The 14,456-nt window shown below is 73.5% G+C and carries 10 protein-coding genes; 6 read left to right on the top strand and 4 right to left on the bottom strand.

Annotated elements, in window-relative coordinates; all coding sequences use genetic code 11:
• Nucleotides 1-58: 58 nt before the first annotated feature.
• Complete coding sequence (locus tag ACZ51D_RS33840; protein ID WP_465664394.1) at nt 59-5,989, bottom strand: beta-ketoacyl synthase N-terminal-like domain-containing protein; 5,931 nt, start codon at nt 5,987-5,989, stop codon at nt 59-61.
• Nucleotides 5,990-6,752: 763 nt separating this feature from the next.
• On the opposite strand from ACZ51D_RS33840, the gene ACZ51D_RS33835 reads away from it, so the two are divergent.
• The 6 genes from ACZ51D_RS33835 (at nt 6,753) to ACZ51D_RS33810 (ending at nt 11,554) form a co-directional block, all read left to right on the top strand.
• A complete protein-coding gene (locus tag ACZ51D_RS33835) occupies nt 6,753-7,511 on the top strand; it encodes a HipA family kinase (RefSeq protein ID WP_465624036.1) in 759 nt (252 codons plus the stop codon).
• Complete coding sequence (locus ACZ51D_RS33830; RefSeq protein ID WP_391492856.1) at nt 7,508-7,903, top strand: DUF3037 domain-containing protein; 396 nt, start codon at nt 7,508-7,510, stop codon at nt 7,901-7,903. The genes ACZ51D_RS33835 and ACZ51D_RS33830 overlap by 4 nt, the downstream gene beginning before the upstream one ends.
• Nucleotides 7,904-8,021: 118 nt before the next feature.
• The gene (locus ACZ51D_RS33825; RefSeq protein WP_465624040.1) at nt 8,022-8,765 is read left to right on the top strand and encodes a TetR/AcrR family transcriptional regulator; all 744 of its coding nucleotides are present in this window, start codon (nt 8,022-8,024) and stop codon (nt 8,763-8,765) included.
• Entirely contained in the window at nt 8,762-10,465 is a 1,704-nt protein-coding gene (locus tag ACZ51D_RS33820) for an MFS transporter (RefSeq protein WP_465664393.1), read from the top strand. Before ACZ51D_RS33825 ends, ACZ51D_RS33820 begins: the two co-directional genes overlap by 4 nt.
• A gap of 142 nt (nt 10,466-10,607) precedes the next feature.
• Entirely contained in the window at nt 10,608-10,940 is a 333-nt protein-coding gene (locus ACZ51D_RS33815; RefSeq protein ID WP_360493087.1) for a DUF6204 family protein, read from the top strand.
• A 68-nt stretch (nt 10,941-11,008) separates the two neighbouring features.
• Nucleotides 11,009-11,554, top strand: coding sequence for a DUF2087 domain-containing protein (locus tag ACZ51D_RS33810; RefSeq protein WP_360493090.1), 546 nt, complete (start codon nt 11,009-11,011; stop codon nt 11,552-11,554).
• Between the two features lie 81 nt (nt 11,555-11,635).
• On the opposite strand, the gene ACZ51D_RS33805 is transcribed toward ACZ51D_RS33810, so the two are convergent.
• The 3 genes from ACZ51D_RS33805 to panD are packed head-to-tail and all read right to left on the bottom strand — an operon-like array spanning nt 11,636 to nt 14,452.
• Nucleotides 11,636-12,985 (bottom strand): acyltransferase domain-containing protein, encoded by a 1,350-nt coding sequence (locus tag ACZ51D_RS33805; RefSeq protein WP_465624044.1) that lies wholly within the window; start codon nt 12,983-12,985, stop codon nt 11,636-11,638.
• A gap of 59 nt (nt 12,986-13,044) precedes the next feature.
• Entirely contained in the window at nt 13,045-14,004 is a 960-nt protein-coding gene (locus ACZ51D_RS33800; protein WP_360493096.1) for a class I SAM-dependent methyltransferase, read from the bottom strand.
• Nucleotides 14,005-14,035: 31 nt separating this feature from the next.
• Nucleotides 14,036-14,452 carry an aspartate 1-decarboxylase gene (gene panD, locus ACZ51D_RS33795; RefSeq protein ID WP_360493574.1) on the bottom strand — a complete coding sequence of 139 codons (417 nt, stop codon included), beginning with the start codon at nt 14,450-14,452 and terminating at the stop codon, nt 14,036-14,038.
• Nucleotides 14,453-14,456: the final 4 nt, after the last annotated feature.

Genomic DNA, 14,456 nt, shown 5'->3' with positions numbered 1-14,456 from the left:
GTGTTCTCTCCTGGTGATCGGCGGTTCGGCTCGGCGGGCGGCGGGCGGGCGCGCCGGATTAGGTGAGCGTCAGGTCGAGCCGGGCAGACCTGCGCGGGGCCGGGGTGGTCACGGCGGCGGCGGGCCGGTGCCAGAACCGGCGGCGACGGTAGGCGGGGGGCGGCAGCGGGGGGCGCCCGGGCTCTCCGGGCGTGCCGGCGCCGAGGACGGCGTGGGCGTTGGTCCCGCCGAAGCCGAAGGCGCTCACCGCGACCCGGCTTCCGGCGGGCAGGTCCGCGACCTCGGTCACCGGGAAGAACGGCGACTCGGCGAAGGCGAACCGCGGGTTCGGGCGGTGGCAGTGCAGGGTGGGCACGAGCGTGCCGTGCCGCAGGGTCTGCACGGCCTTGATGAACCCGGCGACGCCGGCGGCGCTGAGCAGGTGTCCCATCGAGCTCTTGATGCTGCCGATCCCGCAGTAGCCGCGGTCCTGGGTGTGGGCGCGGTGGACGGCGGTGAGCGCCTGGAGCTCGATCGGGTCACCGATCATCGTGCCGGTGCCGTGGGCCTCGACGTACCCGATCGTCCGGGCGTCGATTCCGCCGCGGGTGAGCACGTCGGAGACCAGGGAGCGCTGGGCGCGGCCGTTCGGTGTGGTGTACCCCATCGTCCGGCCGTCGTTGTTGACGCCCGAGGACTCCAGCACCGCGAGCACCCGGTCGCCGTCGCGCAGCGCGTCGTCCAGCCGCTTCAGCAGCACCATCCCGGCGCCCTCGCCGGGCACCAGCCCGTCGGCGGACTCGTCGAAGGTGCGGCAGCGGCCGCTGGGGGACAGCGCCTTGCCGGCGCTGAGCATGAGGTACGGCTCCTCGTCGAAGAGGAGGTCGACCCCGCCGGCCAGGGCCATCGACGACTCGCCCGAGGCCAGGCTCTGGGCCGCCAGGTGGATGCTCACCAGCGAGGACGAACAGGCGCTGTCGACCACGAGGTTGGGGCCGGTGAGGTCGAGGAAGTGCGAGACGTGCGCGGCCACGAAGTTCTGGTTCACGCCGACGATGTACTCGCGCTTCGGCGGCTGGAGGTGCAGGCGGTGGTTGCCGGTGCGGGCGCCCACGAACACGCCGACCGGACGCCCGCGCAGCTCGGCGTCGGTGTACCCGGCGTCCCGGACGGCCTCCACCGAGACCTCGAGGGTCTTGCGCACCAGCGGGTCCAGGTGCCGTGCGGTCTCGTCGTCGAAACCGAAGTAGCCGGGGTCGAACAGGTCGGCGTCGTCGAGGAACCCGCCCCACTTGCTCTGGCTGCGCCCGTGGCCGCCGTCCGGGTGGTAGAGCCCGGTGGTGTCCCAGCGGTCGGCCGGGACGTCGGTGACGAGGTCACGGCCGGCCAGCAGGGCCTGCCAGAGCCCGTCCGGGTCGCTCGCGCCGGGCAGGCGGCAGCCCATGCCGATCACGGCGATGGGCGTCGGACGCCCGGTGGCCGCAGCGGGAACGGGTGCGGCAGCGACAGCGGGAGCGGGGGCGAGCGCGAGGGTCGCGCTCGGGGCGGCAGCGGCGGGTGACGGAGCGACAGCGGCGGGAGCGGCGGCCGGAGCGCCGAGGGCGGCGGCGAGCCCGCCGAGGGTCGGGTGCTCCTGCAGCAGGCTCGGGTCGACCACGTCGCCGAGCTCGGCTTCGAGCGCCCGCACCAGTTCGGCCATCAGCAGCGAGTCCACGCCGACGTCGCCGAGCGTCGTGTCGGGCCCCAGCAGCGCGGGGTCGACCCTGGTCGTCCGGGCCACGACGGCGAACAGCCAGCCGAGGTCCGGCGCGGCCGCAGGGGCCGCCGGGGTGACCGGCGTGGCCTGGGCCGGCTGCGCGGGGGCGGCCGGCTGCGGCGCCAGGTACAGCTCCGCCGTGGCCACCGACGAGCGCTCCACGAGGCACGGCAGCAGCACCGCCCCGTCGGGCACCCGCAGGGCGAGGTCGAACAGCCGCAGCGCGTCCGTCCCGTCCACGTCGGGGACGCCGAGCGCGGCGCTGGCACTGGTGCGGTCGGCCCCCATCCCCACCTCGCGCCACAGCGGCCAGCGCAGCGAGCGCACCACCCAGCCGGGCTCGTCGGCCCGGGCCTCGGCGAAGTCGTCCAGCGCGGTGTTCGCCGCCGCGTAGTCCAGGTAGCCCGCCGCCAGCCGCGGCGAGGCGGCCGCCACCGAGGAGAACAGCACCAGGAGCTTCGGCGGCTGCCCGCCGAAGGCGGACCGGAGCACCCGCAGTCCGTCGGTCTTGGGCCGCAGCACCCGGGCGATCTCCTCGGCCCCGCGGGCCAGGAAGGAGGTCGGACGGTCCATCACGCCGGCGCAGTGGAAGGCGGCGACGATCTCCCCGGACTGCTTCCTGACCTGGCCGAACAGCCGGCGCAGCCGGGCCGCGTCGTCGAGCGCGTCGGTGCGCACGGTCAGCGTCACCCCGCGCTCGACCAGCGCGGTCAGCGCGGTGAGCCGGGCGCGCAGCACCGGGTCGGTGGCCGGGTCCGCGAGCAGGGACGCCCACCGGTTGCGGGCGGGCATCCGGGAGCGGCCGAGCAGCACGAGGTGCCGGGCGCCGCGGTCGGCCAGGTGGGCCGCCAGGCGCAGGCCGATCCCGCCGAGGCCGCCGGTGATCACCGTCGCGCCGCGGTCCAGCCCGGTGAGCGGGTCGGCGCCGGTGGCGGCCGGCGCGAACCCGGCCACCGGGCGGCGGCGCCGGCCGCCGGTGTGGCGCAGCTCGGTCTCGCGGTCGACCGCGGCCGTCTCGGTGGCCAGGGCGGCGGCGAGGGCGTCGTCGTCGCCGTCCACCCGGACGGTCCGTGAGTGGACGGCCGGGAACTCGCCGGACAGGGCCCGGTAGAACCCGGCGAGGACGGACCGCTCGGCGCCGCTCACGTGGACGCAGCGCAGTCCGGACCGGGTGTTGGCGGCGAGTACCTGCTGGAGCAGCGCGATCCGTTCGGTCACCCGGGTGCCGGGCTCGCTCCAGTCGACCAGGTCGACGATCCCGGCCAGGCCCGCCGGGTCGGTCAGCGGCTCCCCCGGGACGTGCACGACGGCCTGCTCGCCGAGCACCCGGCGGGCGAGCTCCCGGTCGGCGGTCACCGCCAGGAGGCGACCGGCGGGGACGGTCGGCGGGGCGGGCGCGTCCTCCCAGGTGGTGGTGAGGAACTCGGCGCCGGCCGTGGGCGCCACCCAGTGCCGGTCGCGGCTGAACGGGTAGGTCGGCAGCGAGACCGGCGGGGCGTCCGGGGTGGTCGACTCCCGCTCCGCGGCGGGCTCGCGGTCGAAGACGGTGGCGAGCCCCTCGGCGAGTCCGGCGAGGTCGGTGGCCTCCACGGCGACGCGGTGCGCCAGGGCGGCACGCCCGGTGCGCATCGTCCGGGCGATGGAGGCGAGCGGCGGGGCGTCCGGCGAGCGCACCACGGCGAGCAGCGCGGCCACGGCGGCGCGCAGCGCCTGCGGGGTGCGGGCCGAGACGGGGACGACCACCGGGCCGTCGAGCGGCCGGTCGGCCGGCGCCGCGGGGGCCTCCTCCAGCACGACGTGCGCGTTGGTGCCGCCCATGCCGAAGGAGCTGACGCCGGCCCGGCGGGGGCCGCCGCCGGTCGGCTCCTCCCAGGGGCCGCGCTCCCGCTGGAGCCGCAGCGGGGAACCCTCGACCTTGATCATCCGGTTCGGCCGGGTGATGTTGCGGGTGGCCGGAATCGTGCGGTGGCGCATGGCCAGGATCACCTTGATCATGCCCGCGATCCCGGCGGCGGCCTCCAGGTGGCCGATGTTGGTCTTGAGCGAGCCGACGCCGCAGTGCGGCCGCTCCGGGCCCGGGTGACCCCAGGCGTCGTAGAGGCGCTCGAACGCGGCGACCATCCCGGAGACCTCGATCGGGTCGCCGAGGCGCGTGCCGGTGCCGTGCGCCTCCAGGTAGCCGATCGTCGCCGGGTCGACGCCCGCCTCGGTGTGCGCGGCGACCAGCAGGTCGGCCTGGGCCTCCGGGTTGGGCGCGGTGAAGGACTGGGCCTGTCCGCCGTGGTTGACGGCCACGCCGCGGATCACCGCGTGCACGCGGTCCCCGTCGGCCAGGGCCCGGTCCAGCGGCTTGAGCAGCAGGGCGCACACGCCCTCGCCCCGGACGTAGCCGTCCGCGTCGTCGTCGAAGGTGTGGCAGCGGCCGCGCGGGCTCAGCACGCCGGTGCGCTGGTAGGCGTTCTGCCGGGCCGGGTCGCACAGCACGTTGACGCCGCCGACGAAGGCCTGGTCGCACTCGCCGGCGCGCAGCGCGGCGACGGCCTGGGCGACGGCGACCAGGGAGGAGGAGCAGAGGGTGTCCACGGCGACGCTGGGGCCGCGCAGCCCGAGGGCGTACGAGACGCGGTTGGCCACCAGGGACGGCGACACGGCGACGCTCAGGTGCGGTTCGTCGCGGCCGGCGTGCTCGGCGAGGACGGCGGCGTAGTCCGAGTGGCAGACGCCCGCGTAGACGCCGGTGCGGGTGCCGGCCAGTGCGGTCGGGTCCCAGCCGGCGTCCTCGGCGGTGGCCCAGGCGGTTTCCAGGAGCAGCCGCTGCTGGGGGTCCATCAGCGCCGCCTCGCGCGGGCTGATGCCGAAGAACTCGTGGTCGAAGCGGCGGATGTCGTCGAGCAGGGCCGCCCTGCCCACCACGTCGGGGTGGGCGGCGGTGTCCCACCGGTCGAGCGGGATGTCGCGGACGGCGTCCACGTCCCGGCCGAGCAGGTCCCACAGCTCGGTGACGCTCTCCGCGCCGGGGAACCGGCCGGCCATGCCGACCACGGCGATCGGCGCCGACGGGTCGCGGGGCGCGGTGGTCACCGGGCCGGTCGCGGCCGCCGGTCGCTCGCCGCGCAGCACGCGGGCCATGGCGGCGGCCGTGAACGCCTGGAACATGGTGCTGGGGTCGAGTTCGAGCCCGAGGTCGTCCTCGGCCCGGGCGGCGAGCTCCGACAGCGCCAGGCTGTCCAGCCCGAACGGGCGCAGGTCGTCCTCGGCGGTCAGCGAGCCGGCGGGCCGGGCGAGCACGTCCTCCAGCAGCGGCAGGAGGTCGGCCTCCAGGTCGTCGGGGACGGACGCGGCGGGCGCCGGAGCCGGAGCCGGGGCCGGCGCCGGCGCCGGTGCGGCGGTCCCGGTCCAGGCCGTCCCGCCGTCCCAGAGGCCGGCGAAGACACCGGGGTGGACGAGGCGCTTGACGGTCTCGATCCGGGCGAGCGGCCGGCCGTCGCGTTCCCGAAGCAGGGTCGAGGTGAGCACGGCGCGGTGGTCCGACTCGAAGCGGCACTCGTCCAGCCGGTAGCGCACCGAGTCCTCGATGCCGCAGTTGCCCAGGTAGAGGATGTCCCGGCTGAGGGTGCAGGCCTCGACGGCCCACTCCCCTCCCGGCGCGAGCGACTGCAGGTACTTGCGCTCGCCCCGGTCGTTGATGTGCGGGTACGAGGCGAAGTAGAGCAGTCCGGCCGCGTTGACGTCGGCGAACGGGTTGAGCTCGTAGGTGTCCTGGAACAACCCGGGGCCGGCACCGGGGCCGAGCCCGTTCCTGGCGCGGAACTCGGCCTGGAACTCCAGGTGTTCGGCGGTCGGCTGGGCCACCGGCGCCCGCCCCGGGTTGCGCGGGGCGCCGGGCGAGAGCCAGTTGCCCGCGCCCCTGCGGACGAAGGAGGTGAGCAGCCGGGCCTCGACGTGCGAGGTGGCGGTGGCGAACCGGACGTCGCTGACGAAGGCCTGGTCGTCCAGCCTGGCGAGGGTGCCGTCGAGCTGCCCCCGGTCGTGCTCGGCGAAGAACCGCAGGGAGTCGGCGGCGGTGAGCCGGACCCGGACGAAGGCGGGCAGCAGTCTGGTGCCGTCGCCGTCCGCCAGGTCGGCGACCTTGCTGCCGAAGTGATTGCCGATCAGCTCCCAGTGGAGGTCGCCGGCCTCGCGCAGCAGCCAGTTCTCCGACAGTCCGCCGACGGACAGCGAGGGGAGCCCCAGGACGACCGACCGGCTCAGCACGCCGGCCTCCCGGTGGCCGGGACGGGCGGCAGGAGGGGGTCCGGCTCCGTACCGCCGACTCCCACCTCCGGACATGCGCATGACATCTCTCGGCAGCGCCGGTTCACCACATCCCCCGTCCCTGATGTGTCGTCGCGCGGGCTCCGAGGCTGCGCGGCAAACCGCCCGCGCACGATTCGTGGAACCCGTCGAAGAAGAACAGTCGGCGGCTGTAGAGGCGTATCGCGCCTCCCACGTCCCCGTGGTCTCGCCCCCCCGACGCCGATCATCATGAACGATCATGTCCACGACCCGCAAGGGGTGTCAGTTCGTTCACGACGGGAGTCGTCGGCGACGCGCCCGCACGCCACGCCGAACGGACACCCGTTCGACAGGTGGACCGGACAAGGCCTTCCCCACATCGGCGGATTTCATTCCGGTTATTTCGATCTTTCTCCATCAGGGCCCCCACCAGGCGTTTCTGATGGCTGACCAGCTGATGCACGGTCATTTCACCCCGCCTTACGACCGATCGCGGTGTCGGTCGGAACGGATCACCCGGCCACCGTCGTCGGAGGGGTCCGTCCGGCCCTGCCCGGAGATCGGCCGAAAACCATCGACGGGGACAACAATCCAGCCACGCCCGCCGGCTCGGGAATTCACCGGGGAACGGGTCGGCCGGTCGGCCGCCGCGACCGCGAACTCCCGGGCCGACGGCGAGGATTCGGCCGGCACTTTGGAGCACACCACCGCCCCCAGTAGGGTGCCCAGCATGTTACGGAACGTGAAAGGCACGCAGTATGTGACCGCCCTGCGCGAGGGCGGCTCACTACCCGGCATCGTCGAGGCCGACAACGACGGCACCTATGTGGTCAAGTTCAGGGGGGCCGGTCAGGGCAGCGCGGCCCTGGTCGCGGAGGTCGTGTGCGGCGAGCTCGGACGGCGCCTGGGCATCCGGGTTCCCGAGCTGGTCCTCCTCGACATAGACCCCGAACTGGCCCGCCGCGAGGCGGACCAGGAGGTCCAGGCCCTGTTGCTGGCGAGCACCGGCCAGAACCTGGGCATGGACTTCCTGCCCGGCTCGGTGAACTACGACGGCATCAAGTGGCAGCCGCCAGCCGAGGAGGCCGCCCGGATCTACTGGCTGGACGCGCTGACGGCCAACGTGGACCGCACCTGGTCCAACCCCAACCTGCTGATCTGGCACCGGCAGTTGTGGGCGATCGACCACGGCGCCGCGCTGATCTTCCAGCACTCGTGGCCGGCCGTGGACGCCTGGGCCAACCGCAAGTACCCGATGGACTCGCACGTCCTGAGCGAGCCGGTGTCCGAGGTCTCCGACGCGAAGCTCCGGGACCTGGACGCAGAACTGGCGGCCCTGGTGACCCGCGAGACCGTCGAGGAGGTCGTCGGGATGGTGCCCGACCACTTCCTCCTGGGCATGAACTCCGCGAACGGCCTCGAACCCGACGTGCTGCGGGAGCGCTACTGCGACTACCTCACGGCCCGTTGCGCCGGCGAGCGCGGCTGGTGGCCGGCATGAGCACTGAGACGACCCCGTCCATCGGATTCGACTACGCGCTGCTGTACGCCGTTCCCCGCGTCGACCGCGGCGAGCGGATCAACGTCGGCGCGCTGCTGTACTGCAAGGAGGCCGACTACCTCGGCGCCGCGATCCACCTCGACGAGGCGCGGCTGCGCGCCCTCGACCCCGAGGTCGACGTCGTGGCCGTCGCGGGGGCCCTGGAGGCGATCCGCGCGATCTGCACCGGCGACCGGGCCGCCGGCCCCGCCGCCGGCGGCACCGCCCGGACCCGCTTCGGCTGGCTCACCGCGCCGCGCAGCGCGATCGTCCAGCCCAGCCCGGTGCACGGCGGCATCACCGCCGACCCGGCCGCGGAACTGGACCGGCTGATGCGCCGTTTCGTGCACTGACCTCGGGATTCGCCCCACCGGTCGCCCTCGGGCTGCCGTCGCCTCCCCCGGGAGGCGACGGCAGCCCTTCGTCGTTCCGGAATCCATTTCAGATACAGAGCCGTATTGGGATACAGTCTTGTATCCGACGGCGCATCAGGAGGCGATCACCATCACCAGGCGGCTCACCCGGCAGCAGAGCCGGGAACTCACCCGCGAGCAGCTGCTGCAGGCCGCGGCCGAACTCTTCGCCGAGCACGGTGTCAGCGGCACCTCGGTCGAACAGATCGTCGAGCGCGCCGGCTACACCCGCGGCGCGTTCTACGGCAACTTCGAGGGCAAGCACGAGCTCGTCCTGGCCCTGCTGGAGCAGCGCACCCAGCGCGAGCTCGAGGAGATACAGGAGCTCAGCCGCGACGCCGGGTCGTTCGACGACCTGATGGACCACATGCGCTCCTGGTACCGCCGGCGCGACGAGACCCTCGGCAGCTGGCTCGCCCTGCGCACCGAGCTCTGGCTCTACGGCCTGCGCGACCCGAAGCTCCTGCCGGTGCTCGCCGACCGCGAGCGGCGTTCGCGCGCCGCGCTCGCCCAGGCGCTGGAACAGGGCTTCGCCGACCGCTCGGTGGCCCCCCCGGCCCCGGTCGAGTTCCTGGCCCTCGTCGTGCACTCGTTGGGCGACGGACTGTCCATCCAGCGCGTGATCTCCCCCGAGGACAGCGACATCGACACCGTCGCGAACGCCATCGAACTGCTGATGCGCTCGTGGAGCGCGCTCGCCCGGAACCCCGCGCCCGCCAACGAAGCCTCCCGCCCGTCCCCCGGGCGTCCGACCGACAAGGGCCGGACGCCACCGATCGAGAAGCCGGAGAAGAACCCATGAGCAGCAAGGCTGGGCAGGCGGCGCAGCCGACCGCCGAACCGCCTGTCGCCTCCGACGCCCCCGCGCCGGACCCGAAGCGGTGGCTCGCGCTGGCCGTCCTGCTGGTCGCCACCTTCATGGACCTGCTGGACGTCAACATCGTCACCGTGGCGATCCCGACCATCCAGGGCGACCTCGGCGCGTCGGCCGTCGTCGTCCAGGCGGTGACCGCCGGCTACACCCTGGCGTTCGCGGCCATCCTGATCACCGGTGGCAGGCTCGGCGACATCTTCGGCCGCAAGCGGATGTTCATGACCGGCGTCGCCGGGTTCGTGGTGTCCTCCGCCCTCTGCGCGGCCGCGCAGAACTCCGAGATGCTGGTCGTCGCCCGCATCCTCCAGGGCATGACCGCCGCGATCATGGTTCCGCAGGTCCTGGCGGTCATCCACGTCACCTTCGACCCGAAGGAGATCGGCCGCGTCGTCAGCCTGTACGCGGGCATGATCGGCCTGGCCATCGTCGCCGCCCCGATCCTCGGCGGCGCCCTGGTCGACTGGAGCCCGTTCGACCTCGGATGGCGCGCCATCTTCGTGGTCAACCTGCCGGTCGGCATCGCCGCCCTGGTCGGGGCCTCGAAGTGGATGAGGGAGTCGAAGTCCCCGCACGCGATGCGGCTGGACCTGATCGGCATGCTGCTCGCGATCGTCGGCCTGCTCCTGCTGATGCTGCCGCTCATGCTCGGCCGTGAGCTCGACTGGCCCGCCTGGAGCATCACCTGCCTGTTCGGCGCCGCGCCCGTCCTCGTCGGCTTCGTCTTCTACGAGCGGTACAAGACCCGCAAGGACGGGTCCCCGCTGGTGATCCTCTCGCTGTTCCAGGTCCGCGCGTTCGGCGCCGGCGTCGCGGCGCAGATGCTCTTCAGCGCCGTGCCGGCGGGCTTCTTCCTCAGCTGGACGCTCTACCTCCAGGGCGGCCTGGGCTGGTCGGCGCTGCACACCGGTCTGACCGCGATCCCGTTCTCGCTCGGGGTCCCGATCGTCGGCACCATCGCGGTGCGCACGCTCTACCCCCGGTACGGCCGGTACACCCTGGTGGCGGGCGCCGTGGCGATGATGCTCGGCGTCGGCTCCTACGCCTGGGTCGCGAACCACGCCGGGGACGGCATCACCTCCTGGCACGCCGTCCCGTCCATGCTCCTGCTCGGCTCCGGCATGGGTCTGCTGATGGCCCCGCTGACCGGTCTGATCCTGCGCGAGGTCAAGCCGCAGGAGGCCGGCGCGGCGTCCGGCATCATCAACGCGACCGGCCAGCTCGGCGCGGCCCTCGGCGTGGCGATCATCGGCGGTGTCTTCTTCTCCGCCCTGGCGAGCAACGCGGGCCCGCAGGCCGACAAGGTCATCCCGACCGTCCAGGCGGTGGCACCGGCCCAGGCCGGGGCGATCCGCGCCTGCGCGACCGACTCGCTCGGCCAGCCCGACCTGACCAAGGTGCCCGAGAGCTGCACCACGCTGCTCGCGAGCAGCTCGGGCAGCAGCCAGGACGCCGGTTCCGGCGCCGACGCCAAGACGGTCGGCAGCACCCTGAACGAGATCCGCTCCAAGACCTTCATCGCCACCTACAGCGAGGCGCTGTACTGGGCGGCCGGCGGTCTGGTGCTGGTCACCGGCCTGCTGTTCCTGCTGCCGCACCGGACCCACCGGCCGGAGAAGCAGCAGGCGTGAGCCTCGGCGACCGAAGGGGTGTTCGCCCCCGACTGCTAGGCTGACCTGCTGCCCTGTCACCGACTGACGCGCAATCAACTCCACCGCGCGGGCCCGTGGAACGCGGGCCGGTGACCGAACCCACACCTGGAGAAGCACAGTTATGAGCGGTACGACCTACCAGGTCATCACCCACGGCAAGTTCGCCGAGCTCACGGACGAACAGCGGGCTTCCCTGGTCGCCCAGGCCGGCGAGCACGACCTGTTCAAGGCCCGGTTCACCGAGGAGGGCACCGTCACGTACGAGCCCGCCCTGCTCACCTTCACGTTCCGCGTCCTCATCCCGGCGACCGACGACGACACCGAGGACCTCGTGCTGGGCCAGGCCGAGGAGCTGGCCGCGGCCGCCATCCACAAGCTCGGGGGCACCTACCGGGACCTCCGGTCGGTCTCCACCGACCTGTCCAAGATCAAGGTCAAGCGCAAGGGCCGCTGACCCCCGGATGGGAACCGGCCCGTGCCGGGCGCACGGGCCGGCAGGCTTCGGAAAGGATGCGTTCTCTCATGACACCCGAACAACTCGCCATCGACCTGGGCGATCCGGTTCTGCGCCGGGTGTTCTCGGCGCTCGCCCTCGGCGCGACGACCTCCTCGGAGATCCTCTCCGCCTCGGGGCTCGCCGCACCGCAGGCCGCCAAGGCCATCGGACAGCTGGTCCGCAGCGGGCTGCTCGTCCAGGGCCGCGGCTCGCTGGCCCTGGACGAGGCCTCCCTCGCCGAGGCCGCGGAGACCGCCGCCCGGCGGGTGGCCGAGGAGATGGCGGCCGACCAGCCCGACCCGCAGCTGCGCGGGCACATCCGCGGCGGCATCCTGGTCGACGTGCCGGAGCAGGACGACGCGAGGCTCGCGGTGCTCGGGCACATCGCCGGGAGCACCTTCGCCGCCGGCGACGACTACGACGAGCGCGCGGTGACCGACCGCCTGCAGCCCTGGTGCGAGGGTGGCGTGCTGGACGCCGTCTCGCTGCGGCGCGCCCTCGTCGACGACGGGCTGCTGGCCCGTGAGTCCAACCGCTACCGGCTCGCCGCCCCCGTGGGCAGCGCCGGATGAAGACCGGCGGAAGGCCCCGCACCCGGAACGCGGGGCCTTCCGCCTCTTTCCCCTCCGGGCCCGTCGAGCGGGCCCGGCCCCTCAGATCCCGGCCGGCACCGGCCTCGGCCGGCGCACCGCATCCAGCACGGCCGCCTGGTACGGCGTCAGCGCCGACGCGGACCCGGCGGGCGGGAACAGCGCCGACCAGTCCGGCCGGAACCCGCACTGGTGGAGCGCGCCCAGCGAGTCGAGCACCGAGCGGCGCTCGGCCCGCCGACGGCCGGAGGGCAGCAGGCGACCGGCCCGCTCCCCGTGCTCCAGCGTCTGCCGGATCGGGCTGAGCAGCACCGGGTGGGTGCTGACCTCGACGAACACCTCGTGGCCGGCCGCGTGGAGCCCCTCCACCGCGGCGGCGAGCCGGACCGGCTCCCGCAGGTTGCGCATCCAGTAGCCGGCGCCGAGTTCGGTGCCGGGCACCGGCTCGGCCGTGACCGTCGAGTACATCGGCACCCGCGTCGGAACCGGCCGCAGCGAGCGCAGCGCGGCCCTCAGGTCGTCCCGCAGCTCGTCGACGTAGTGGCTGTGCGAGGCCACCGTGCCCTTGATCACCCGGCAGTAGACGTCCCGCCGCTCCAACTCCTCGACCAGCGCGGCGAGTGAGTCCGCGTCACCGGCCAGGACCGTCGAGCGGGGGCTGTTCTCCCCGGCGACGCTGATCCGGCCGCCGCTGGCCGCGGCCACCGCGTGGGCCTCGGCGGGCGGCAGCTCGGTGGTCGCCAGCGCCCCCTTGCCGACGATCCGCCGCAGCAGTCCGCTGCGCCGGCAGGCGATCATCAGGGTGTCCCGCAGGGACAGCGCCCCGGCGGTGTACGCGGCGGCGATCTCCCCCATGCTGTGGCCGACCACCGCGTCCGGCGTCACGCCCCAGCTGCGCCAGAGCGCCACCAGGGCGATCTGCAGGGACACCATGGTCGGCTGCAGGACGTCGATCTCCCCCAGCCTGGACGCCGTGTTGTCCAGGCCGATCTGCTCCACGACGGAGAAGCCCGCGAACTCCCGGACCTCCCGGTCGCAGCGGTGCAGGGCCTCGCGGAACACCGGTTCGGTGGCGAGCAGTTCGCACCCCATCCCGTACCACTGGGCGCCCTGGCCGGCGAAGACGAACACCAGCCCGGAGGGCCGGTCGGGGGCGGCCTCCGGGAGGCTCCCGCCGCCCTCCGCCGTGCTCGACCCGTCGAGCCGCTCGGAGAGCTGCCCGGCGAGTTCCTCGTACGACTCGACGGCGAAGGCGACCCGGTACGGGCCGGCGGAGCCGGTCGCGGCGTCCCGGCAGTAGTGGGCCAGCGGTGGCAGGTCGCGCCCGTCCAGGATCCGGGCCCGGTGGGCGAACAGCACCGCCCGGAGCCGGTCCCCGGTGTCGGCGGCGACGGCGAACAGCCGTGCGTTCACGTCTCCCTCTCTCGGTCCGGGTGGCGGGGCGCCGGGAGCCGGCGCCCCGCCGGACGGTGTCATCGGCGGACGGCGATCTGGTGGCGGTAGCTCTCCATCGGCAGCCCGCTCATCCACGGGACCACGCCGATCCGGCTGAGCGCCCGGATCGTGGAGTTCGGCTGGTAGCCGGCGAACATGCCGCCGAACATCAGGATCTGGCTGTGCGCCACGATCTGGCGCATCAGCGGGTTGAGCCGCTGGCGCTCCAGCTTCTTGCGGAAGTGGCTGCCCTGCGCCATCCGCCGCCGCACCGCCGCGCGGACCTCGGCGGAGATGTCGTGGTCGGTGGTCCACTCCAGCCCGTCGATCTCCGCGGCGGTCTTGCGCATCGCCGTGTACCGCTGGCGGGTGAACACGTCGATGTGGCTGAGGTGACCGCCCGGGCGCAGCACCCGCTCGACCTCGCGCAGGAACTTGCCGAGGTCGGGGTAGGTGTGCGAGCTCTCGATGTTGACGAGCACGTCCACCGAGGCGTCCTCGAAGGGGAGTTCCTCGGCGTCGCCGTGGACGAACCGCAGGCCGCTCCCCCGGGCGAGGGTGGCGTTGGCCCGGGTGATCGCCCTGGGCGACAGGTCGAGGCCGGTCATCCGGGCCTCGGGGACGATCCTGGAGAGGAAGTTCAGGCCCGCCCCGATGCCGCAGCCGACCTCCAGGACGTCCCGGCCGGCCAGGTCGTCGAGCTCGACCGGGAGGTCGCGCAGGGCGAGGAAGTACAGCTGCTCGCTGAAGCCGTCGGTCCACGGCTCGCCGAACCCGGGCAGCAGGGCCCGGATCTCCTCGGCGATCCTGGCGTCGTACATGCCCCAGTTCCACAGGTCGCCCTCACCGGAGAGGGTGGCGGCCATGTCGTAGATGGTGGCGCTGGCCTTCTTCATCCCGGCGGCCTTCTCGCCCTGGCGGGGCGCGCTGGACTCGTCGAGGTTGATGTCCTTGAGGCCGCTGGTGAAGGCGGTCATGATCTCGGGAGTGGCAGTCATGTGCGTTCTCCGGGAGCCGGGTCGGGGGCGCTCACGCGCTGACGGTGTCGCCGCGGACCAGGCCGAAGCCCTCGGGCACGTCGGCCGGGTCGCCGCCGGTGGTGAGGGGCCGGTTGTCCGCGTCGACGAACACGACGCTGGGTTCGTACGAGCGGGCGCGCTCCTCGGTCATCGAGGCGTAGGCGATGATGATGACCGTGTCGCCGGGGCTGATGAGCCGGGCGGCGGCGCCGTTGATGCCGATGATCCCGCTGTCCGCCTCGCCCTCGATGACGTAGGTGCTCAGGCGGGCGCCGTTGTCGACGTCGACGACGTCGACCTTCTCCCCGGGCCAGAGGTTCGCGGCCTTCATCAGGGTGGCGTCGATGGTGATCGAGCCGACGTAGTGCAGGTCCGCCTGTCGCACCGTCGCTCGGTGGATCTTGGACTTGAGCATTTCGCGGAACAGCATG

It is taken from the genome of Kitasatospora sp. NPDC033851 (assembly GCF_055576085.1).
The sequence above is the reverse complement of the archived record's forward strand: the minus strand, read 5'-3'. Positions and strand labels throughout refer to the sequence as shown.